23 protein-coding genes are annotated in these 22,743 nt (G+C 53.2%); 15 read left to right on the plus strand and 8 right to left on the minus strand.

What is annotated here, in order from left to right; translation table 11 throughout:
• Positions 1-2: 2 nt before the first annotated feature.
• From hemX to hemC, 3 genes are read right to left on the minus strand one after another with little or no spacing between them, the layout of a single operon-like run.
• Positions 3-1,178, minus strand: coding sequence for a uroporphyrinogen-III C-methyltransferase (hemX, locus tag E6P06_RS03795; protein WP_003017955.1), 1,176 nt, complete (start codon positions 1,176-1,178; stop codon positions 3-5).
• 21 nt (positions 1,179-1,199) lie between these two features.
• Positions 1,200-1,940 carry a uroporphyrinogen-III synthase gene (gene hemD / locus E6P06_RS03800; protein WP_044714757.1) on the minus strand — a complete coding sequence of 247 codons (741 nt, stop codon included), beginning with the start codon at positions 1,938-1,940 and terminating at the stop codon, positions 1,200-1,202.
• Complete coding sequence (gene hemC / locus E6P06_RS03805; protein ID WP_003841203.1) at positions 1,937-2,878, minus strand: hydroxymethylbilane synthase; 942 nt, start codon at positions 2,876-2,878, stop codon at positions 1,937-1,939. Before hemC ends, hemD begins: the two co-directional genes overlap by 4 nt.
• Before the next feature lie 390 nt (positions 2,879-3,268).
• On the opposite strand from hemC, the gene cyaA reads away from it, so the two are divergent.
• A complete protein-coding gene (gene cyaA / locus E6P06_RS03810; RefSeq protein ID WP_003017946.1) occupies positions 3,269-5,815 on the plus strand; it encodes a class I adenylate cyclase in 2,547 nt (848 codons plus the stop codon).
• A 94-nt stretch (positions 5,816-5,909) separates the two neighbouring features.
• Here the strand turns inward: cyaA and cyaY are convergent, their stop codons facing one another.
• Entirely contained in the window at positions 5,910-6,230 is a 321-nt protein-coding gene (gene cyaY, locus E6P06_RS03815) for an iron donor protein CyaY (RefSeq protein WP_003017943.1), read from the minus strand.
• A gap of 138 nt (positions 6,231-6,368) precedes the next feature.
• On the opposite strand from cyaY, the gene E6P06_RS03820 reads away from it, so the two are divergent.
• From E6P06_RS03820 to E6P06_RS03855, 9 genes are all read left to right on the plus strand, one after another.
• Positions 6,369-6,572 (plus strand): lipoprotein, encoded by a 204-nt coding sequence (locus tag E6P06_RS03820; protein ID WP_003017937.1) that lies wholly within the window; start codon positions 6,369-6,371, stop codon positions 6,570-6,572.
• A 49-nt stretch (positions 6,573-6,621) separates the two neighbouring features.
• The gene (dapF, locus tag E6P06_RS03825; protein WP_003017933.1) at positions 6,622-7,446 is read left to right on the plus strand and encodes a diaminopimelate epimerase; all 825 of its coding nucleotides are present in this window, start codon (positions 6,622-6,624) and stop codon (positions 7,444-7,446) included.
• Complete coding sequence (locus E6P06_RS03830) at positions 7,443-8,150, plus strand: DUF484 domain-containing protein (RefSeq protein ID WP_003017931.1); 708 nt, start codon at positions 7,443-7,445, stop codon at positions 8,148-8,150. The genes dapF and E6P06_RS03830 overlap by 4 nt, the downstream gene beginning before the upstream one ends.
• Positions 8,147-9,049, plus strand: a complete 903-nt coding sequence (gene xerC / locus E6P06_RS03835) for a tyrosine recombinase XerC (protein ID WP_139934956.1) — start codon at positions 8,147-8,149, stop codon at positions 9,047-9,049. The genes E6P06_RS03830 and xerC overlap by 4 nt, the downstream gene beginning before the upstream one ends.
• Positions 9,049-9,765, plus strand: coding sequence for a 5-amino-6-(5-phospho-D-ribitylamino)uracil phosphatase YigB (gene yigB, locus E6P06_RS03840; protein ID WP_003017925.1), 717 nt, complete (start codon positions 9,049-9,051; stop codon positions 9,763-9,765). The genes xerC and yigB overlap by 1 nt, the downstream gene beginning before the upstream one ends.
• Before the next feature lie 64 nt (positions 9,766-9,829).
• Positions 9,830-11,992, plus strand: a complete 2,163-nt coding sequence (gene uvrD / locus E6P06_RS03845) for a DNA helicase II (protein ID WP_003017922.1) — start codon at positions 9,830-9,832, stop codon at positions 11,990-11,992.
• 148 nt (positions 11,993-12,140) lie between these two features.
• Positions 12,141-12,197 carry a YsgD/CorL family protein gene (gene ysgD, locus E6P06_RS27880; protein ID WP_212723238.1) on the plus strand — a complete coding sequence of 19 codons (57 nt, stop codon included), beginning with the start codon at positions 12,141-12,143 and terminating at the stop codon, positions 12,195-12,197.
• Between the two features lie 153 nt (positions 12,198-12,350).
• A complete protein-coding gene (gene corA / locus E6P06_RS03850; protein ID WP_003017920.1) occupies positions 12,351-13,301 on the plus strand; it encodes a magnesium/cobalt transporter CorA in 951 nt (316 codons plus the stop codon).
• A 353-nt stretch (positions 13,302-13,654) separates the two neighbouring features.
• Positions 13,655-13,939, plus strand: a complete 285-nt coding sequence (locus tag E6P06_RS03855) for a hypothetical protein (RefSeq protein ID WP_139934957.1) — start codon at positions 13,655-13,657, stop codon at positions 13,937-13,939.
• Between the two features lie 45 nt (positions 13,940-13,984).
• Here the strand turns inward: E6P06_RS03855 and rarD are convergent, their stop codons facing one another.
• Positions 13,985-14,875 (minus strand): EamA family transporter RarD, encoded by an 891-nt coding sequence (gene rarD, locus E6P06_RS03860; RefSeq protein WP_139934958.1) that lies wholly within the window; start codon positions 14,873-14,875, stop codon positions 13,985-13,987.
• Between the two features lie 51 nt (positions 14,876-14,926).
• The gene (gene yigI, locus E6P06_RS03865; protein WP_139934959.1) at positions 14,927-15,394 is read right to left on the minus strand and encodes an acyl-CoA thioesterase YigI; all 468 of its coding nucleotides are present in this window, start codon (positions 15,392-15,394) and stop codon (positions 14,927-14,929) included.
• A 165-nt stretch (positions 15,395-15,559) separates the two neighbouring features.
• Here yigI and pldA point away from each other — a divergent pair, with 165 nt between their 5' ends.
• The 3 genes from pldA (at position 15,560) to rhtC (ending at position 19,031) form a co-directional block, all read left to right on the plus strand.
• On the plus strand, positions 15,560-16,429 hold the full coding sequence (gene pldA, locus E6P06_RS03870) for a phospholipase A (RefSeq protein ID WP_003017916.1): 870 nt from the start codon (positions 15,560-15,562) through the stop codon (positions 16,427-16,429).
• Between the two features lie 88 nt (positions 16,430-16,517).
• Positions 16,518-18,347 (plus strand): ATP-dependent DNA helicase RecQ, encoded by a 1,830-nt coding sequence (gene recQ / locus E6P06_RS03875; protein ID WP_003841217.1) that lies wholly within the window; start codon positions 16,518-16,520, stop codon positions 18,345-18,347.
• Positions 18,348-18,410: 63 nt separating this feature from the next.
• The gene (gene rhtC, locus E6P06_RS03880) at positions 18,411-19,031 is read left to right on the plus strand and encodes a threonine export protein RhtC (protein WP_003828942.1); all 621 of its coding nucleotides are present in this window, start codon (positions 18,411-18,413) and stop codon (positions 19,029-19,031) included.
• Positions 19,032-19,069: 38 nt separating this feature from the next.
• Here rhtC and E6P06_RS03885 read toward each other — a convergent pair whose 3' ends face one another.
• Both E6P06_RS03885 and rhtB read right to left on the minus strand, forming a co-directional pair.
• A complete protein-coding gene (locus tag E6P06_RS03885) occupies positions 19,070-19,954 on the minus strand; it encodes an Rpn family recombination-promoting nuclease/putative transposase (protein ID WP_032938478.1) in 885 nt (294 codons plus the stop codon).
• A gap of 162 nt (positions 19,955-20,116) precedes the next feature.
• Positions 20,117-20,737, minus strand: coding sequence for a homoserine/homoserine lactone efflux protein (rhtB, locus tag E6P06_RS03890; protein ID WP_003017913.1), 621 nt, complete (start codon positions 20,735-20,737; stop codon positions 20,117-20,119).
• A gap of 110 nt (positions 20,738-20,847) precedes the next feature.
• On the opposite strand from rhtB, the gene pldB reads away from it, so the two are divergent.
• Positions 20,848-21,864 (plus strand): lysophospholipase L2, encoded by a 1,017-nt coding sequence (gene pldB, locus E6P06_RS03895; RefSeq protein WP_003017911.1) that lies wholly within the window; start codon positions 20,848-20,850, stop codon positions 21,862-21,864.
• A gap of 15 nt (positions 21,865-21,879) precedes the next feature.
• On the plus strand, positions 21,880-22,680 hold the full coding sequence (gene yigL, locus E6P06_RS03900; protein WP_060854522.1) for a sugar/pyridoxal phosphate phosphatase YigL: 801 nt from the start codon (positions 21,880-21,882) through the stop codon (positions 22,678-22,680).
• The last annotated feature ends 63 nt before the right edge of the window (positions 22,681-22,743 follow it).

The raw sequence follows: 22,743 nt of genomic DNA on the forward strand, positions 1-22,743 counted from the left end.
CATTATTCTCCTTGCGGCGCGGTTGCCGGAGCGTCTGTCGAAGGCGCTGGCGCTGCTGCTACCGGTGCTGTGGCAGGTTGCGCCAGTAAATTACGTACGCGGGTCTGCATTAACTTGTCGAGAATAGCCTGACTCTGCAGCGTTTCCGGGACATCCATACTGATGCTTTGCTGGCTCAGTTGGTCTACTTCTTCAAGGAACGCTTTGGTCGCTGCATCGTCGGTGTCGTAGTAAGCACGCACCCATGTGGAGACATTTTCCAGCGCCTGGCGGTATGTCTCTTCCTGATGACGCGGCACGGCCTGGGCCGCTACTAACAGGCGGGAACGGATATTTTCACGTAAGTAAACGTCCTGGTTCGGTGCCAGCAGCGGTACGGCAGTTTCATCACGACGGCGCACGGTGATAAAGCTGTCCATAAAGTTCTGCCAGCTTTTTTGCAGATTGACGCGCCATTCGCTAATCGAGCTGGAAAGCTCGCTGCTGTCCGAGTCCATCGGTGAATCGTCGGTGTCGTTGTCGGCCAAACGCAGGTTATCGATCTGATTAGAGAGTTGATTCACTTTCAGGATAATGCCGTCATAGTCGACCTGAGTCACCGCGGAGAGGCTCGCGATATCGTCAGTAATCGCACGTCGCGCGGTAATTAAGCTCGGGTCGTTCATATCTGCCAGACTGGCATCGGCGCTTTTCAGCAGCGCCGCGGCGGTAGTGACGTCCTGATCGCTCCATAATTTGCGACCAGCCAGTTTCACCAGGAAATCAGCCTGCGCCAGCAGCCATGTTCCAGCATCGCTGCCGGAGATGGTGGCGACTTTTTGCTGGACTTCATCAAGCTGTTTGACCAGCGCGGCCTGCTGGCGAGTGGCTTCATCCAGCTGCGTTGCCTGCTGTTTAATAATACCTTCCAGCTCAGCTTTCTGGCTTTCCTGCGCTTTTTGCAGTGCCGTCAGCTGGTTCGCCAGCGCATCGCTGGTTGCCGTTTGTGTTGTTGCCTGTTGTTTCCCCCAGCCGTACAGCCCAACGCCTGCTGCCAGCGCAATAGCAATCGCCACAGCGCTCAGAATCAGCGCCGTGCTGTTCTTACTCTTTTTTTCAGTATTAACTGGCTGTGACGTGGTTTCCACGGCCTCCCTGGTCTCTTCAACCACGGCGGAGGATTTTTCTTGTTCCGTCATTATGGCATCCCATTATGAGAGTTATTGTAATGCGCGTAGTAGCGCATCGTTGTCGGCGTTATCAGCGACCTTAATATCTTGCCAGCCCAGTTCCCGGGCGAGGTGCGCCAGACGCTCACTGACGACCAGCAGCCGACAGCGTAGTAACCAGTGCTCACGATACCACTGTGGAATAAGCGTCCAGAGCTGTTGTAGCATCTCTCCGCTAGTGACGACCACCGTGGTTACGCCACGGGATTGCCAGCGCATCGCTTCTTCTGCACCATCGTAATATTTTGCACTGCGTTGATAACATTCACAAAAATCGACATCGGCTCCGCGTGCCGTTAGGGTTTCACCTATCAGCTCGCGGCCACCGTTGCCGCGTAATATAAGCGCGCGTTTTCCCGCAATATTTTGTAATTCAGGTAATTGTAGCAAGACTTCGCTAATTTCCCGATCCAGAGGGTAGTGAATATTGAAGCCGCTAACAGTATGCAGCGCCAGCGCCGTTGTACGGCCAATGGCAAAATATCGCGGAAGGGATGGCCAGCTTTTCTCTTGCTGCTGAAGCTCGGCATCTGCAAAGGTAACGGCGTGCTGCGAGAGGACGAAGACCAGATCGTTCTCCGTCAGCGCCGACAGTCGGGAAGCAAGCGTTGCCAGTTCCCGACCAGGTGAAAACTCGATGAGCGGAAAACTCCAGGCCACCTGCCCCAGTGTGCGCAGACGGCTCACTAACTCTTCCCCTGCGGGAGACGGGCGGGTGACCAGAATACTCATGCGGGTGCTTCTCCGTTATAAACTTCAGCCAGAATGGCGCGCGCACCGTTCTCCAGCAGTTCTTCTGCCAGAGAGATGCCCATCTGTTCGGCATCCTGTGTGGCGCCGCGACGTTCTCCGCATACCATCTGTGAACCGTCTGGCGCGCCGACCAGCGCACGTAGCCAAATCTCACCGTCGATGATTTCGGCATAGCTACCAATAGGTACCTGACATCCCCCTTCCAGGCGGGTGTTCATGGCGCGTTCTGCTTTGACGCGTAGCGCCGTCTCTTCATGGTTGAGCGGCGCTAACAGCGCCTGAGTGCGCATATCATCCAGTCGACATTCTATGCCTACTGCGCCTTGTCCGACAGCGGGCAGGGAGACTTCCGGCGGCAGAGCGGTACGGACTCGCGACTCAAGACCTAAACGTTTTAATCCAGCGACCGCCAGAATAATGGCGTCATAATCGCCGTTATCCAGTTTGCTGAGGCGCGTGCCTACGTTGCCGCGCAGCGAACGGATGACGAGATCCGGGCGACGCTTCGCCAACTGGCACTGGCGACGCAAACTGGATGTCCCAACGATACTGCCTGCGGGGAGTTCATCCAGCGTGTTGTACTTATTTGAGACGAAAGCATCCCGCGGATCCTCTCGCTCGCAAATGGTGACCAGTCCAAGACCGTCAGGGAATTCAACCGGCACATCCTTCATGGAATGCACGGCGATATCGGCGCGTTTTTCCAGCAGCGCGACTTCCAGCTCTTTAACAAACAACCCTTTCCCTCCGACTTTCGCCAGCGGGGTATCAAGGATCACATCGCCACGGGTTACCATAGGAACCAGTTCCACGATCAGACCTGGGTGGTTTGCCATTAAGGCGTCTTTGACATAATGTGCCTGCCAGAGCGCAAGGGGGCTTTGGCGTGTGGCAATTCTCAAAACATTGTCTAACATGCTTGTTACCGTCATTATCAATCATTGACCATCCTAACATCCTTATCAAAGGGATGTCAGCGTTACGCTCAAACGTAAGTGAGAGGAAAGGCGCTGCATCATCACTGTCAGTGAATAATGACGAGAAAAACCTCCCGACCGTATGAAGGAATTTACACGTAACGAACGGTGCTACACTGGTATGTAGCGCATCTTTCTTTACGGTCAATGAGCAAGGTGTTAAATTGATCACGTTTTAGACCATTTTTTCATCTGTAACTAATAAAAGTGCAGGGGAAAAAGGTAACGGTTATTTTTGACATACGGTTTATCCGGACTGATGACGAGGGTGGTGAGCGTTTGCTCCGCTGCTATCGACGCCATGACGGATGCAACATCAGGCGATACGTCTTGTACCTCTATATTGAGACTCTGAAACAGAGACTGGATGCCATAAATCAACTGCGTGTGGATCGCGCGCTTGCTGCCATGGGACCTGCTTTCCAGCAGGTATACAGTCTGCTGCCGACATTATTGCACTACCACCATCCGCTGATGCCGGGTTACCTTGATGGTAACGTTCCCAAGGGCATATGCCTTTACACGCCTGATGAAACCCAACGCCACTACCTGAACGAACTGGAACTGTACCGCGGTATGTCGCCGCAGGACCCGCCGAAGGGCGAACTGCCGATCACCGGCGTTTACTCGATGGGCAGTACCTCTTCGGTAGGGCAAAGTTGTTCGTCTGACCTTGATATCTGGGTCTGCCATCAATCCTGGCTGGATAGCGAAGAGCGCCAACTGCTGCAGCGTAAATGTAGCCTGCTGGAAAGCTGGGCGGCCTCGTTGGGCGTGGAAGTCAGTTTCTTCCTGATTGACGAAAACCGTTTCCGTCACAATGAAAGCGGCAGTCTGGGTGGTGAAGACTGTGGCTCGACGCAGCATATCCTGTTGCTGGATGAATTCTATCGCACCGCTGTGCGCCTCGCGGGTAAACGTATTCTGTGGAATATGGTGCCGGGCGACGAAGAAGAGCACTACGACGATTACGTCATGACGCTCTACGCACAGGGGGTGTTAACGCCAAACGAATGGCTGGATCTCGGCGGACTCAGTTCGCTTTCCGCCGAAGAGTACTTTGGCGCCAGCCTCTGGCAGTTGTACAAGAGTATCGACTCCCCGTACAAAGCGGTGCTGAAAACGCTGTTGCTGGAAGCCTATTCCTGGGAATATCCCAACCCACGCCTGTTGGCGAAAGACATTAAACAGCGCTTGCATGATGGCGAGATCGTCTCTTTTGGTCTTGACCCTTACTGCATGATGCTGGAGCGCGTTACCGAATACCTCACGGCGATCGAAGATCCGACTCGCCTGGATTTAGTACGTCGATGTTTCTACTTAAAAGTGTGCGAGAAACTGAGCCGTGAGCGCGCCTGCGTGGGCTGGCGTCGTGAAGTATTAAGTCAGTTAGTGAAAGAGTGGGGCTGGGATGACACCCGTCTGACCATGCTGGATAACCGCGCTAACTGGAAGATTGACCAGGTACGTGAAGCGCATAACGAACTGCTCGATGCGATGATGCAGAGCTATCGTAACCTGATCCGCTTTGCGCGGCGCAATAACCTCAGCGTCAGCGCCAGTCCGCAGGATATCGGCGTGCTGACCCGTAAGCTGTATGCTGCGTTTGAAGCGCTGCCGGGTAAGGTCACGCTGGTGAACCCGCAGATATCTCCGGATCTCTCGGAACCGAATCTGACCTTTATCCATGTACCGCCGGGTCGTGCCAACCGTTCGGGTTGGTATCTCTACAACCGCGCGCCTAACATGGACTCGATCATCAGCCATCAGCCGCTGGAATATAACCGCTATCTCAACAAGCTGGTGGCGTGGGCCTGGTTCAATGGCCTGCTGACCTCGCGTACGCATTTGTTTATTAAGGGCAACGGCATTGTTGATTTGCCGAAGCTGCAGGAAATGGTCGCCGATGTGTCGCACCACTTCCCGCTGCGACTGCCTGCGCCAACGCCGAAAGCGCTCTATAGCCCATGCGAAATTCGCCATCTGGCGATTATCGTTAACCTCGAATATGACCCGACGGCAGCGTTTCGCAATCAGGTGGTGCATTTTGATTTCCGTAAGCTGGACGTCTTCAGTTTTGGTGAAGAGCAAAAATGCCTGGTGGGTAGTGTAGACCTGCTGTACCGCAACTCGTGGAATGAAGTGCGTACGCTGCACTTCAACGGCGAGCAGGCGATGATTGAAGCGTTAAAAACGATTCTGGGCAAAATGCACCAGGATGCCGCGCCGCCAGATAGCGTCGAGGTCTTCTGCTATAGCCAGCATCTGCGCGGTTTAATTCGCACCCGCGTTCAGCAACTGGTGTCTGAGTGCATCGAATTACGTCTGTCCAGCACCCGTCAGGAAACCGGACGCTTCAAAGCGCTGCGTGTTTCCGGCCAGACGTGGGGGCTGTTCTTCGAACGTCTGAACGTCTCGGTGCAGAAGCTGGAAAACGCGATTGAATTCTATGGCGCGATTTCGCATAACAAACTGCACGGACTTTCCGTCCAGGTTGAGACCAACCATGTGAAACTGCCGTCGGTGGTAGACGGTTTTGCCAGTGAAGGGATTATTCAGTTCTTTTTCGAAGAAACGGGTGATGAGCAGGGCTTTAATATCTACATTCTGGACGAAAGCAATCGGGCTGAGGTGTATCACCACTGCGAAGGTAGTAAAGAGGAACTGGTACGCGACGTCAGCCGTTTCTACTCATCGTCGCACGATCGTTTTACCTACGGCTCCAGCTTCATCAACTTTAACCTGCCGCAGTTCTATCAGATTGTGAAAACCGACGGGCGCGCGCAGGTGATTCCGTTCCGCACCCAGCCGATTAGCGCTGTTCCGCCCGTTAATCAGGACAACGACGCGCCGCAGTTGCAGCAGTATTTCTCTTAAGCATAGTGCCGGATGGCGGTGTAAACACCTTATCCGGCTTCCAAATGCACGAGATACCCAGGCCGGATAAGCGAAGCGCATCCGGCAATCACACTTAGTGGAAGCTCACCTCTTCACCCGCCTGCTGCGTTGCCGCCTGTTCCAGCAGATCCCAGAACGTTTCGCCGCTTCGGTCGCAGATCCACTCGTCGCCTTTCAGGTCAAAGTGGTAGCCGCCCTGTTTGGTCGCCAGCCATACCTGGTGCAGCGGCTCCTGGCGGTTAATGATAATTTTGCTGCCGTTTTCGAAACTGATGGTCAGAACGCCGCCGTTGATCTCACAATCAATATCGCTGTCGCCATCCCAGTCATCCAGACGTTCTTCAATGGTCATCCACAGGGTGTCAGCAAGGCGATGAAATTCACTGTCGTTCATTTTCTTATCCTATTTTTCGTGATGCCCGCAGTATAACGTGGAATAAATCGCGATGCAGTTTTTAGCCAAACTCTTGCTTTTACGCCTTCTCCTGCGATGATAGAAAACAGAAAGCATGAACTTTACAGGCAATCGATAATGAAAAACGTGTTAAAGCCACTCGCTGTCATTTTTACTCTGTTCAGCCTGACGGGCTGTGGGCTAAAAGGCCCGCTCTATTTCCCGCCAGCTGATAAAACCGCGCCGCCTCCGACCAAGAGCGTTCAGCCGCAATCGCAATCCACCACGCCTGAGAAAAACGATCGTGGGATTAGTGATGGGCCTTCTCAGGTGAATTACTAACGGCAGGAATAGATTTTACATTTCTGTACCCGCGTGAACGGAGTGAATGATGCAATTCTCTAAAATGCATGGCCTTGGCAACGATTTTATGGTCGTCGACGCGGTAACGCAGAATGTCTTTTTCTCACCAGAGCTGATCCGCCGCCTGGCCGACAGACATCTCGGCGTTGGATTTGATCAACTGCTGGTGGTTGAACCTCCGTATGATCCGGAGCTGGATTTCCACTACCGTATTTTTAATGCCGACGGCAGTGAAGTGTCACAGTGCGGCAATGGCGCCCGCTGTTTTGCTCGTTTTGTTCGCCTGAAAGGGCTGACCAATAAGCGCGATATTCGCGTCAGTACCGCGAATGGTCGTATGGTATTAACCGTAACCGACGACGAGCTGGTGCGGGTGAATATGGGCGAACCCAATTTTGAACCCTCGCAGGTGCCTTTTCGCGCTAACAAAGCAGAGAAGACCTATATTATGCGCGCGGCCGAACAGACAGTATTGTGCGGCGTGGTTTCAATGGGGAACCCGCACTGCGTGATTCAGGTTGATGATGTTGATACGGCCACGGTAGAAACACTGGGACCGGTTCTGGAAAGCCATGAACGCTTCCCTGAACGCGCCAACATCGGATTTATGCAGGTGGTAAAACGTGAGCATATCCGACTGCGCGTCTATGAGCGCGGCGCGGGTGAAACGCAGGCCTGCGGCAGCGGTGCATGCGCCGCCGTTGCAGTCGGTATCCAGCAGGGGCTGCTGGCAGAAGAAGTGAGGGTGGAATTACCGGGCGGTCGACTTGATATCGCCTGGAAAGGTCCGGGTCATCCGCTGTATATGACTGGCCCGGCGGCACATGTCTACGACGGATTTATTCACTTATGAAGCAACCAGGGGAAGAACTACAGGAAACGCTCATGGAGCTCGACGATCGGGCGGTCGTCGATTATCTGCAACGTAATCCTGAGTTTTTTATCCGTAATGCCCAGGCCGTTGAAGCGATGCGAGTTCCGCACCCAGTGCGGGGCACGGTCTCTTTAGTGGAATGGCATATGGCGCGGGCGCGTAATCATATTAACGTGCTGGAAGAGAACATGGCGTTGTTGATGGAACAAGCCAACGCCAATGAAAGCCTGTTCTATCGTCTGTTAAGTCTGCAAGGGCGGCTGGTGTCGGCCAGCAGTCTTGACGACATGCTGATGCGCTTGCATCGCTGGGCGCGTGAGCTAGGGCTGGCCGGAGCGACGGTTCGTCTGTTCCCGGATCGCTGGCGACTTGGCGCGCCATCAAAATTCACCCATCTGGCATTAAGCCGTCAGGCTTTTGAACCGTTGCGTATCCAGCGTTTGGGCCAGTCGCAGCACTATCTTGGGCCGCTTAATGGTCCGGAATTGCTGGTGATGATGCCGGAGGCGAAAGCCATAGGCTCAGTCGCGATGTCGATGCTCGGGCAGGATGGATCCCTTGGCGTGATGCTGTTTAGCAGTCGTGATGTTAATCATTACCAGCAGGGGCAAGGCACGCAATTGCTGCAGGAAATCTCGCTGATGTTGCCGGAGCTGCTGGAGCGCTGGATTGAACGCGTATGACCGATTCACTCCTTTCTCAGGATGTGGCGCGCTTTTTGCGCTATCTGGGCGTTGAGCGTCAGCTTAGCCCGATCACCTTGCTTAATTATCAGCGTCAGCTTGATGCCATCATTGCGTTAGCTGGAGAGACCGGTCTGCAAAGCTGGCAACAATGTGATGCGCTCATGGTCCGCAGTTTTGCTGTTCGCAGCCGTCGTAAAGGATTGGGGCCGGCGAGTCTGGCGCTGCGTCTCTCCGCGTTACGCAGTTTCTTCGACTGGCTGGTTAATCAGGGCGAACTGAAAGCCAATCCGGCAAAAAGCGTTTCCGCGCCGAAAGCACCGCGTCATCTGCCTAAAAATATCGATGTCGACGACGTTAATCGTCTGCTGGATATCGATCTCAACGACCCCCTTGCCGTGCGTGATAGAGCGATGCTGGAAGTGATGTACGGCGCGGGTCTGCGTTTATCTGAACTGGTTGGGCTGGATATTAAACATCTCGATCTCGACACCGGCGAAGTGTGGGTGATGGGTAAGGGCAGTAAAGAGCGTCGCCTGCCGATTGGCCGCAATGCGGTGGCGTGGATTGAGCACTGGCTGGATCTACGCGGACTCTTTGGCTGCGATGACGATGCGCTATTTCTGTCCAAACTGGGCAAACGCATCTCGGCGCGTAACGTGCAGAAACGCTTTGCTGAATGGGGTATCAAGCAGGGGCTGAACAGCCACGTACATCCCCACAAATTACGCCACTCCTTTGCGACGCATATGCTGGAGTCGAGCGGCGATCTGCGCGGAGTGCAGGAGTTATTGGGTCATGCCAATCTCTCCACAACTCAAATCTATACCCATCTTGATTTTCAACACCTGGCTTCAGTGTACGATGCGGCGCATCCGCGCGCCAAACGGGGGAAATAATGCGTTTTTACCGGCCTTTGGGGCGCATTTCTGCGCTCACCTTTGACCTTGATGACACCCTTTACGATAACCGTCCCGTTATCACACGCACCGAGCAGGAAGCGCTCGCGTTTGTACAGAATTACCATCCGGCGTTGAATTCGCTACAAAATAGCGACCTACAGCGCTTGCGTCAGGCCGTTCGTGACGCCGAGCCGGAAATCTATCACGATGTTACCCAATGGCGTCACCGGGCCGTAGAACGCGCTATGCTGGAGGCGGGTTTGTCAGCGGCAGAAGCCAGAATGGGGGCGAATGCGGCGATGATGAATTTTGCCAAATGGCGTAGCCGCATTGAAGTCCCACAGACGACGCATGACACGCTGAAAGCGCTGGCTCGCAAATGGCCGCTGGTGGCGATCACCAACGGTAACGCGCAGCCGGAACTGTTTGGCCTGGGTGATTACTTTGAGTTTGTGCTGCGCGCCGGTCCCGACGGACGATCAAAACCGTTCAGCGACATGTACACGCTGGCGGCGGAAAAACTGAAAATGCCTGTAGGTGAGATCCTGCATGTGGGTGATGACCTGACGACAGACGTCGCGGGCGCCATCCGTTGTGGTATGCAGGCCTGCTGGATCAAACCAGAAAATGCCGACCTGATGCACACCGCAGACAGTCGTTTGCTGCCGCATATCGAAATTTCACAGTTGGCATCTCTGACCTCGCTGATATAATCACCAACAACTCTGTATAAATTCCCAGGGGTCCGGCTGGGCCCTGTTGATTCCGGCGGTGCCAATGGACGTTTCTTACCTGCTCGATAGCCTCAATGACGAACAGCGCCAGGCTGTGGCCGCGCCACGCAGCAACATGTTGGTTCTGGCAGGTGCGGGGAGTGGTAAAACGCGCGTGCTGGTGCACCGTATCGCCTGGTTACTGACGGTAGAGAACAACTCGCCGTATTCGATTATGGCGGTAACCTTTACCAACAAAGCGGCAGCGGAAATGCGCCACCGTATTGGTCAGATCATGGGAACCAGCCAGGGCGGTATGTGGGTGGGGACGTTCCACGGTCTGGCGCACCGTCTGCTGCGCGCGCACCATATGGATGCCAACCTGCCGCAGGATTTCCAGATCCTCGACAGCGAAGACCAACTGCGTCTGCTCAAGCGCCTGATCAAGGCGATGAACCTGGATGAGAAGCAGTGGCCGCCGCGTCAGGCGATGTGGTTTATCAATAGTCAGAAAGACGAAGGGCTGCGCCCGCACCATCTGCAGAGCTATGGCAACCCGGTTGAGCAAACCTGGCAGAAAGTGTATCAGGCTTACCAGGAAGCGTGTGATCGCGCCGGGCTGGTGGATTTCGCCGAGCTGCTACTGCGCGCCCATGAACTGTGGCTCAACAAACCGCATATCCTGCAGCACTATCGCGAACGCTTTACCAATATCCTGGTGGACGAATTTCAGGATACCAACAACATTCAATACGCCTGGATCCGCCTGCTGGCGGGCGATACCGGTAAAGTGATGATCGTGGGTGATGACGACCAGTCGATCTACGGCTGGCGCGGGGCGCAGGTGGAAAACATCCAGCGCTTCCTCACCGATTTCCCGGGCGCAGAAACCATTCGTCTGGAGCAGAATTACCGCTCGACCAACAATATCCTCAGCGCAGCTAACGCCCTGATTGAGAACAACAACGGGCGTCTGGGTAAAAAGCTGTGGACCGACGGTGTCGACGGTGAACCGATCTCGCTTTACTGCGCGTTCAACGAACTTGATGAAGCGCGTTTTGTGGTTAACCGCATCAAGACCTGGCAGGACAACGGCGGCGCGCTTGAACAATGCGCTATTCTGTACCGCAGCAACGCCCAGTCGCGCGTACTGGAAGAGGCGTTGTTACAGGCCAGCATGCCGTATCGGATTTATGGCGGGATGCGCTTCTTCGAACGCCAGGAAATCAAAGATGCGCTCTCTTACCTGCGCCTGATCGCTAATCGCAATGACGACGCCGCATTTGAGCGCGTGGTGAATACACCGACCCGCGGGATTGGCGATCGTACTTTAGATGTGGTGCGTCAGACCTCCCGTGACCGCCAGCTAACGTTGTGGCAGGCTTGTCGTGAGCTGTTGCAGGAAAAAGCCCTCGCGGGGCGCGCTGCCAGCGCCTTACAGCGTTTTATGGAGCTGATTGACGCACTGGCCCAGGAGACCGCCGATATGCCGCTGCACGTGCAAACTGACCGGGTGATTAAAGACTCCGGCCTGCGCATGATGTACGAGCAGGAAAAAGGCGAGAAGGGCCAGACGCGTATCGAAAACTTAGACGAACTGGTGACGGCAACGCGCCAGTTTAGCTACAACGAGGAAGATGAAGACTTAATGCCGTTGCAGGCGTTCCTGTCTCACGCCGCGCTGGAGGCGGGCGAAGGGCAGGCGGATACCTGGCAGGATGCGGTTCAGCTAATGACCCTGCACTCGGCGAAAGGTCTGGAGTTCCCGCAGGTGTTTATCGTCGGCATGGAAGAAGGCATGTTCCCAAGCCAGATGTCGCTGGACGAAGGCGGACGTCTCGAAGAGGAACGCCGCCTGGCCTACGTCGGCGTGACCCGCGCGATGCAAAAGCTGACGCTGACCTACGCCGAAACGCGTCGTCTGTACGGCAAAGAGGTTTACCATCGCCCGTCGCGCTTTATTGGTGAATTGCCGGAAGCGTGTGTTGAAGAGGTACGTCTGCGCGCCACGGTCAGCCGCCCGGTAAGCCATCAGCGAATGGGCACGCCAATGGCGGAAAACGATACCGGCTATAAGCTTGGCCAGCGCGTACGCCATGCCAAGTTTGGCGAGGGCACCATTGTCAATCTGGAAGGCAGCGGCGAGCACAGTCGTTTGCAGGTCGCGTTCCAGGGGCAGGGAATCAAATGGCTGGTGGCGGCCTATGCCCGACTGGAAACGGTATAACTTTCAGAAAAATATCATTATTTTGTAACGATCTGCTAGCCTTACTGATGAGCAGGTAATTTATCCAGGCTAGCGTTTCGTTGCGTGTTGACGTCAAAATTTTGCTGGCGTAACATGCGCGCACGATTACGCTAAGAGGACATTCGCCTTGGACACACCCAGTAGATACTGGCTCATTATCCTGTCATCCAGGATCAACTCCTAAGGCTATCCCTTTTTGCTGATAGCCTTCGCGGTTGTCAGCGACCTTCTGTTTTTCCCGTCGCGCTGAGTCAGGCTGTTTAATGGTCTGAAACCCAATTTGTTTCTGTGTGCCCTCCGAACTGTCCGATAATTTTTTGCATTGGGAGTCCCGGTCATGCTGAGCGCATTTCAACTGGAAAACAATCGTTTAACTCGCCTTGAGGCAGACGAGATCGAGCACCTGGCCAGTTCGGTTTGGGTCGATTTAGTCGAGCCGGATGACGAAGAACGAAACCGTGTGCAAAAGGACTTGGGCCAGAATCTGGCTACGCGCCCTGAACTGGAAGACATCGAAGCATCCGCGCGTTTTTTTGAAGACGAAGACGGTCTGCACATTCACTCCTTCTTCTTTTATGAAGATGCCGACGATCACGCGGGTAACTCAACCGTCGCATTTACTATTCGCGAAGGCCGTCTGTTTACCCTGCGTGAGCGCGAATTGCCGGCCTTTCGCCTGTACCGCATGCGTGCGCGTAACCAGGCTATGGTGGATGGCAATGCCTACGAGCTGTTGCTCGACCTGTTCGAAACCAAAATTGAACAGCTGGCGGATGAGATCGAAAACATCTACAGCGACCTGGAAAAACTCAGCCGTGTGATCATGGAAGGGCGTCAGGGCGATGAATATGACGAAGCGCTGTCGACGCTGGCGGAACTGGAAGATATCGGCTGGAAGGTACGCTTGTGTCTGATGGATACCCAACGCGCACTGAATTTCCTGGTGCGTAAAGCGCGGTTGCCGGGCAGTCAGCTGGAGCAGGCGCGTGAGATCCTGCGCGATATCGAATCTCTGCTGCCGCACAATGAATCGCTGTTCCAGAAGGTTAACTTCCTGATGCAGGCGGCGATGGGTTTTATCAACATCGAGCAGAACCGCATCATCAAGATCTTCTCGGTGGTTTCTGTGGTGTTCCTGCCGCCGACGCTGGTGGCGTCCAGCTATGGGATGAACTTTGAGTTCATGCCGGAACTGCACTGGAGCTTTGGTTATCCTGGGGCGATTGTCTTTATGATGCTCGCCGGTCTGGCGCCGTATCTGTACTTTAAGCGCAAGAACTGGCTGTAAATCCGTTCATTTAAAGAATGCCAGTGTTGTTATTCGCTGGCGTTCTTTTTCACCGATATTAACATAGGTATGGATCAGGCTGATTATAATATTCGCAAGAATATTTCTTTCAATAAATTTGATAAGCAATATAAATATTATTATTTTGTATAGTAAGTAAGGTAGGCGACTCATTGTCGTATGACTTGAACAATAAAACAAATCTTTCAAAATTGAAGTGAATATAAATTTAAGCTGACATTGTTCAATGTAGTAATAATATTGCATAGACAGTCTTTTGAATGTCCATATAATATTGTGATTCTAACTGACATAAATTAAATATTCATTAAATGAATCATTGGAGTGACTCTATGCGAAATAACACTTTTTGGCAGTTGTTCTTTGGAAATAATCCATTAAGCAAAGGGGAGTTTATTAAAGCTTATCTGTTATGGTGGGTTATTGCTCTTATTACACTTTTCGTCCTTTCATTGTTTTTTAACCCTAAAGCAATGAGCGCCGCATTTTGTATCGGGTTCTGCCAAATTTTTTGGCGTTATCTCCCAGTGGCGAAATGGAGTAAATATTTAGCGATACCGGCATTTTTCCCACCGATCAGTATTATTTTATTTATTGTTCTGGCCATTAAACCATAAATGGCGACGATGCGGGCCAGGAGGTCCGCATCAGCATAGTTAACGTTATTTTCTTAAACGTCGTTGCGTATAAATCGCATCCATCACGAAAATCGCCAGTGCGACCCAGATAAACGCGAAAGTGACCATCTTGTCCGCACCCGGTACTTCACCGTAGAACGTTACCGCCAGCAGGAACATCAGCGTAGGGCCAATGTACTGGAAAAAACCCAGCGTCGACAGACGCAGGCGGGTTGCCGCGCCGGTAAAGCACAGCAGCGGAATGGTGGTCACGACACCCGCAGCAATCAGCAGCAGATTGAGCGACATCGGGTTTTGCCCCATATGGCTGGTTGGGCTGTCGGCAATGCCAAACAGATAGATGGCTGCAACGGGTAAAAGCCACAGGGTTTCGATCAGCATGCCGGTTTGTGCTTCGACCGCAATCTTCTTGCGCACCAGGCCATAGAACGCAAAGCTGAACGCCAGTCCCAGCGCGATGATTGGCAGCGATCCGAAGGTCCACAGCTGTACCAGCACGCCGCAGGCGGCTAACAGTACCGCCAGCCACTGCATGCGACGAAAGCGTTCGCCGAGGAAAAGCATTCCCAGCACAATATTCACCAGCGGGTTAATAAAATAGCCGAGGCTGGCTTCCAGCATATGGTGATTATTGACTGCCCAAATGAACAGCAGCCAGTTTCCGCCGATGAGCACCGCCGAGAGCGCCAGCAGGAAGATCTTCTTTGGCGTTTGGAGCAGCGTTTTGACACCCGACCATTGGCGGCTGATGCTCATCAGCACCACCATGAAGAAAAATGACCAGATGACGCGGTGCGTCAGGATCTCATCCGCCGGGACATAGTAAATCAGCTTGAAGTAGGCAGGTGCGATACCCCAAATAAAATAAGCAGCAAGAGCGAGTAACACGCCCTGCCGCGTTTGTTTAGCATCCATCGGGAAAACTCATTGCAGAAATGTAACAGCAGTTTACCTTTTTTTGGCCGCTTACCCCACTATATAAGTGGCGGTTGCGCTGGCAATATAAAGCTGTTCTTCGTTATGCAGTTCCACGCGTGCCACGGCGACTTTATTACCCGCCCGCAGCAGGCTGCTGGTGGCGGTAAAGCGATTCCCTCTCCCTGGACGCAGGTAATCAACGCGCAAATCGATGGTTCCCATGCGTGACATCCGCTGACGCAGTTCGTCCTCACTGATTGTCTCATGGCGGGTTAGCGTACTGCCAACGCACACCAGTCCGGCGGCGACGTCCAGCGCCGAGGCGATCACGCCGCCATGCAAAATGCTTTGCGCCCAGTTGCCGACCATCATCGGTTGGTTATTAAAGGCTAATTGAGCGAATTCTTTCTCATAGCGTTCAAGCTCCAGTCCCAGCGCCCGGTTAAACGGCATATGATAGACAAACATTTCACCCACTAACTTCAGCGCTTCCTCAGCAGTAAGTACGGCAGACATATGATCCCTACATCTTAATGGTTAATGAAATGTTGATATTATGCTTATTATTTGTTGTTTTCTACTTTAGGACGGGATAACTAACGAGGAACTCGCTAAGTATGTAGAATACTTGCCAGATAATTATACAATTCATCAATATTTTGGTTCAGGAGAACAGTACCGATGCGGGCGATTCTGGGATGGTTACTACCAGCAGTCATGCTGCCGTTGACCGCGTATGCGCAGGAAGCGACAGTGAAAGAGATTCATGATGCACCGGCGGTTCGTGGCAGTATTATCGCCAACATGCTGCAGGAACATGACAACCCTTTCACGCTTTATCCTTATGACACTAACTATCTTATCTACACTAATACCAGCGACATGAACAAAGAGGCGATCAGCAGCTATAGCTGGTCCGAAAATGCGCGCAAAGATGAGGTTAAGTTTCAGCTAAGCCTGGCGTTTCCGCTGTGGCGCGGGATATTAGGCCCAAATTCGGTACTCGGCGGCTCCTATACCCAGAAATCCTGGTGGCAGCTTTCTAACAGTGAAGAGTCTTCACCGTTTCGCGAAACCAACTACGAACCGCAATTGTTCCTCGGTTTCGCCACCGACTACCGCTTTGCCGGTTGGACGCTTCGTGATGTCGAAATGGGTTATAACCATGATTCCAACGGTCGTTCCGATCCGACCTCGCGTAGCTGGAACCGTCTTTATACTCGTCTGATGGCTGAAAACGGTAACTGGCTGGTGGAAGTTAAGCCGTGGTACGTCATCGGCAGCACTGATGATAACCCGGATATCACAAAATATATGGGCTACTATCAGCTCAAACTGGGTTATCACCTCGGTGACGCCGTCTTAAGTGCGAAAGGTCAGTACAACTGGAATACCGGTTACGGCGGCGCTGAGTTGGGTGTCAGTTACCCCATTACGAAGCATGTACGTCTTTACACCCAGGTTTACAGCGGTTACGGCGAATCGCTGATTGACTATAACTTCAATCAGACCCGTGTTGGTGTGGGCGTGATGCTCAACGATATCTTCTGATAAGTATTGAGAGTATTTTAATCATTGCAGTTTCTCTCTCAGGCGCTGAAAATAGCGCCTGTTTTTATTTCAGGCTAATGGGGTTAATGTGGCGCAGGCGGAAGTGTTGAATCTGGAAATGGGCGCTAAACAGGTTTTGCAAGAAACCTTTGGCTACCAACAGTTTCGCCCTGGTCAGGAAGAAATCATTGATACCGTGCTCTCTGGTCGCGACTGCCTGGTCGTTATGCCAACCGGCGGCGGTAAATCCCTGTGCTATCAAATTCCCGCATTATTGCTAAACGGACTCACCGTTGTTGTTTCTCCGCTGATTTCCTTGATGAAGGATCAGGTCGATCAACTGCTGGCCAACGGCGTGGCGGCGGCGTGCCTTAACTCTACTCAAAGTCGTGAGCAGCAGCTTGAGGTGATGGCAGGCTGTCGTACAGGACAGATTCGCTTACTGTACATTGCGCCCGAACGCCTGATGCTGGATAACTTCCTTGAGCATCTGGCGCACTGGAATCCGATGCTGCTGGCGGTTGATGAAGCGCACTGTATTTCGCAGTGGGGGCATGATTTCCGCCCCGAATACGCGGCGCTGGGACAGTTGCGCCAACGTTTCCCAACCCTGCCGTTTGTGGCGCTGACCGCGACCGCGGATGAGACAACCCGGCTGGATATTGTGCGTCTGCTGGGACTCAACGACCCGTTAATTCAGATCAGCAGCTTTGACCGCCCGAACATTCGCTACATGTTGATGGAGAAGTTTAAGCCGCTCGATCAGCTGATGCGCTACGTGCAAGAGCAGCGCGGTAAGTCTGGCATTATCTACTGTAACAGTCGCGCTAAAGTCGAGGACACCGCCGCGCGTCTGCAAAGCCGTGGCATCAGCGCCGGGGCTTATCATGCCGGGTTGGAAAATGCCGTACGCGCCGAGGTGCAGGAGAAATTCCAGCGCGACGATCTGCAAATCGTGGTGGCGACCGTGGCGTTCGGTATGGGGATCAACAAACCTAACGTACGCTTCGTGGTGCATTTCGACATTCCGCGCAATATCGAATCCTATTACCAGGAAACCGGCCGCGCCGGGCGTGATGGTCTACCGGCGGAAGCGATGCTGTTTTACGATCCGGCTGATATGGCATGGCTACGCCGTTGCCTCGAAGAGAAACCCGCTGGGCAACTGCTGGATATCGAACGGCATAAGCTCAACGCGATGGGGGCGTTTGCCGAGGCACAAACCTGTCGTCGCCTGGTGCTGTTGAATTATTTTGGCGAAGGGCGTCAGGAGCCGTGTGGTAACTGCGACATCTGCCTCGATCCGCCAAAGCAGTACGACGGACTCATGGATGCGCGTAAAGCGCTGTCGACGATTTACCGTGTTAACCAACGCTTCGGCATGGGGTATGTCGTGGAAGTGCTGCGCGGAGCGAATAACCAGCGTATTCGCGAACTGGCTCATGACAAACTGCCGGTCTATGGCATTGGTCGCGAGCAAAGCCACGAACACTGGGTGAGCGTTATTCGCCAGCTTATTCACCTGGGCCTGGTGACGCAGAATATTGCTCATCACTCCGCGTTACAGTTAACCGAAGCCGCGCGTCCGGTGCTGCGCGGTGAAGTTCCACTACAGCTTGCCGTGCCGCGTATTGTGGCGCTGAAACCGCGCGCGATGCAGAAATCCTTCGGCGGCAACTATGACCGCAAACTGTTCGCCAAATTGCGTAAGCTGCGTAAAGCCATTGCCGATGAAGAGAACATCCCGCCGTACGTGGTGTTCAACGACGCTACGTTGATTGAAATGGCCGAACAAATGCCGGTTTCACCGAGTGAAATGCTGAGCGTCAACGGCGTGGGAATGCGTAAACTTGAACGTTTTGGCAAAGAGTTTATGGCGCTTATCCGCGCACACGTTGATGGTGATGACGAAGAGTAGTCAGCAGGGCAAAAAAGTGCCAGGATGGTGACTCACTGAACTATTCCCCCGCGAGTCATTTTTATGTTAACGCTATTTTTCACCGTTGCGTTGGTGCATATCGTTGCGCTGATGAGCCCCGGTCCCGATTTCTTTTTTGTTTCTCAAACTGCGGTTAGCCGTTCGCGCAAAGAGGCGATGATGGGCGTGCTGGGTATTACCTGCGGCGTCATGGTCTGGGCTGGCGTGGCACTGCTCGGCCTGCATCTGATTATCGAAAAAATGGCCTGGCTGCACACCATTATTATGGTAGGTGGGGGTCTGTATCTGTGCTGGATGGGTTATCAGATGCTGCGCGGCGCGTTTAAAAAACAGGATGTTGCAGCTCCCACTCCGCAGGTTGAGCTGGCGCAGAGCGGACGCAGCTTCTTGAAAGGCCTGCTGACCAATCTGGCGAACCCTAAAGCCATTATCTATTTTGGCTCCGTCTTCTCGTTATTTGTTGGCGACAACGTCGGAACGGGAGCGCGTTGGGGGATTTTTGCCCTGATTATTGTGGAAACGCTGGCGTGGTTTACCGTGGTTGCCAGCCTGTTTGCGCTGCCGAAGATGCGTCGTGGCTATCAGCGCCTGGCGAAGTGGATTGACGGTTTTGCCGGGGCGCTGTTCGCGGGTTTCGGCATCCACCTGATTATTTCGCGCTAAGTTTGTTACCCGCCTGGGAGTCCCAGGCGGAGTACGGTTTATTGCGCAAGCTTCTGTAATTCATCCTTCGAAAGGCCGGTCATTTCCATAATCGCATCGGTATCAAGACCTCGCTTGAGCATTGCTTTTGCTACATCAGTGAGGGCAATGCGTTTGCCCTCTTCACGGCCTATCTGCTTTAGTTGATCCGCCATTGTCATCAGTTTGTCTCCATGCTGCGGCACACGCTGTGCCAGCTTATACAGTAATGTCTGAACATCTTGTGTATTCCCTGCTTGCACCATGTAGTTTACCAGCACGGTTATTTGTTGTCCGCTCATCTTCTCCAGCATAAACAGGCGGGTAAGTTTATCCAGCAGCTGTGCCATGTCGCGCTGGCGAATATGCTTTTGCACTAATGTCAGCGCCGCCATACTGCGATGCTGCATGATTTCATCATCTGGAATAACCGTCACATCCACCAACGGAAACGGTGTGCTGTAAAGTTGAAGGGCGGTTCCCGAATCCTCAAAGTGATCCAGCCAGTTCATTGAGCCTTGCCATGGGCTTTGCTTGCCATGGTAAAAGAGCACTGGAATCACCAGCGGTAGAGTGTCGTTTCCAGCCTCAAGATGACGTTGCATCGCGGCGATAGCGTAGCGCATCAGGCGAAATGACATATGCTTGTCAGGTGAGCTTTGATGCTCAATAAGCACATGTACATAGCCTTGTCCGCTGGTGGTTTCCAGTGAGTAGAGAATATCGCTGAAATAGGGGCGCAGATCGTCCTCCACAAAACTGCCTGATTCCAGACGGAGCGTTTCCAGTTTGCAGATTTTGATTAACGAGGGAGGAAGATGAAGTTCGATAAAGTCCCGCGCGGTTTCCACGCGGGAGAGGAAGGTCTTAAATACTGCGTCATGGGGTGTCGTTGCTTCCGCCATCGTCCATCATCCGTGAGAAGTGAGAGTGGCGGCATTCTTACACTGGTATTCAACACCTAACAGCGCAGAATAAAAGACTTTTCCTCCTTTGCGGCTAAGTACGGAAAGTCATATTCAGACGTTCATACTGTTAGCATTTCTTTGCGAGTGCCGTTCCATTGGCTAGGCATGCCTTGCCGATGCCAGCAGGGCGCCTATCAGCATAAACAGCGAGCCGAACACTTTGTTCAGCGCCTTCATTTGCTTTGGCCCTTTAATCCATCCTGCAATGCGCGTGGCCAGCGTCGCGTAACCGATCATCACAATGATATCGACCACGATGGTCGTAACGCCAAGCACCACGTACTGCATCAGTTGCGGTTCCTGCGGCAGGATAAACTGCGGGAACAGGGCGGCAAGAAAAACAATGCTTTTGGGGTTGGTCAGATTCACAAAGACCGCGCGTTTGAACAGGCGGCTGCGTGATTGTGTATTCGCTATGGTGTTCAGATCGATAGCGCCCGCAGCCCGCCATTGTTGAATACCCAGCCAAATCAGATAGGCCGCTCCCGCCCACTTCAGCACCTCAAACGCGATCACCGAACGTGAAAATAGCGTTCCTAGCCCCACGCCTACCAAAACGATATGAATGCCCAGCCCTGTCTGTAAACCTGCAATCGACGCGCTGGCACCGCGATAACCATGGCTGATGGCAGTGGTCATAGTGTTGATTGCGCCAGAGCCTGGAGACAAGCTCAAAATAATAGAGGTCAGCAGGTAGGCGAACCACCATTCAAAGGTCATGAGAAACTCCCGGATTGTCTATTTTTATGCCACAATACGCTACTGCCGTTAGGTTGTATCAGCGACGGCGAAAAAAACGATTTTACTTGGTCAGCGAGGCTGGATACCCGATGTTTCAGCAGCAAAAAGACTGGGAAACAAGAGAAAACGCGTTTGCTGCTTTTTCCATGGGGCCACTGACAGATTTCTGGCGTCAGCGGGAAGAAGCGGAATTTACGGGTGTGGATGATATCCCCGTACATTTTGTGCGTTTTCATGCAGAAAAAAACGATCGCGTCATCGTCGTCTGTCCTGGACGCATTGAAAGCTATGTGAAATACGCTGAACTGGCGTATGACCTGTTTCATTCTGGTTTTGACGTGCTCATTATCGATCACCGTGGTCAGGGGCGTTCCGGGCGAATGCTTTCGGATCCACATCGCGGTCATGTCGATAACTTTAATGACTATGTCGACGATCTAACCGCCTTCTGGCAGCAGGAGGTGCTACCCGGCCCGTGGAGAAAACGCTATATCCTGGCGCATTCAATGGGCGGGGCGATTGCCACGTTATTCCTGCAGCGCCACCCGAATCAGTGTGATGCCATCGCGCTTTGTGCACCGATGTTTGGTATTGTGATGCGCTTTCCCGACTGGATGGTGCGCCACATTCTGGACTGGGCTGAAGGGCATCCGCGGATCCGCGAAGGCTATGCGATGGGAACCGGGCGCTGGCGGGCGCTGCCGTTCGGTATGAATGCGTTAACCCATAGTCGACAGCGCTATCGGCGCAATCTACGCTTCTATGCTGATGAGCCGCGGTTGCGCGTTGGCGGTCCCACCTATCACTGGGTACGCGAAGGGATTCTGGCTGGTGAACAGGTTTTGGCTGGCGCTGGGGATGATGCGACGCCGACGCTGCTGATTCAGGCTGAAGAAGAACGTGTAGTGGATAACCGCATGCACGATCGTTTTTGTGAACTCCGCGCCGCAGCGGGCCATCCTGTAGAAGGAGGTCAGCCGCTTGTCATAAAAGGCGCGTACCATGAGATCCTTTTTGAAAAGGACGCCATGCGCTCAGTCGCGCTTAACGCTATTGTCGAATTTTTCGACAAGCATAACTCATCCAGCGGAACCCGCTTTGCCTAGAGGTTGAATTTTCTTATGTATCAGGTTGTTGCGTCTGATTTAGACGGTACGCTGCTTTCCCCCGACCATACTCTGTCCCCTTATGCCAAAGAGACGCTGAAGTTATTGACCGCTCGCGGCGTTAACTTCGTGTTTGCGACTGGCCGTCATCATGTTGATGTGGGGCAAATTCGCGATAACCTCGGCATTAAAACCTACATGATTACGTCCAACGGCGCGCGGGTGCATGATTCTGACGGGAATCTGGTTTTTTCCCATAACCTGGATCGCGACATTGCCAGCGACCTGTTTGGCGTAGTGAATGCAAACCCGGACATCGTGACCAACGTTTATCGCGATGATGAATGGTTTATGAATCGCCATCGTCCGGACGAAATGCGCTTTTTCAAAGAAGCAGTGTTTAACTATTCCCTGTTTGAACCTGCGCTACTGGAGCCGGAAGGCATCAGCAAAGTGTTCTTCACCACCGACTCTCACGAAAGACTGCTACCGCTGGAGCAGGCGATTAACGCCCGCTGGGGCGATCGCGTCAACGTCAGCTTCTCTACGCTTACCTGTCTGGAAGTCATGGCGGGCGGCGTGTCGAAAGGTCATGCGCTGGAAGCGGTAGCGAAAGCGATGGACTACAGCCTGAAAGACTGCATCGCTTTTGGCGATGGGATGAACGATGCGGAAATGCTCTCCATGGCGGGCAAAGGCTGCATCATGGGCAATGCCCACCAGCGCCTGAAGGATCTGCATCCGGAGCTGGAAGTCATCGGACTCAACGCCGACGATGCCGTGCCGCACTACCTGCGCGATCTCTTTTTAAAGTAATTGTTCTTTAGTTGACCAGTTGTCAACTAAACTCTCCGCTACAATGGATGTTCCCTGTTCTAA

It is taken from the genome of Citrobacter sp. CF971 (assembly GCF_006385635.1).
Taxonomy (GTDB): domain Bacteria; phylum Pseudomonadota; class Gammaproteobacteria; order Enterobacterales; family Enterobacteriaceae; genus Citrobacter; species Citrobacter freundii.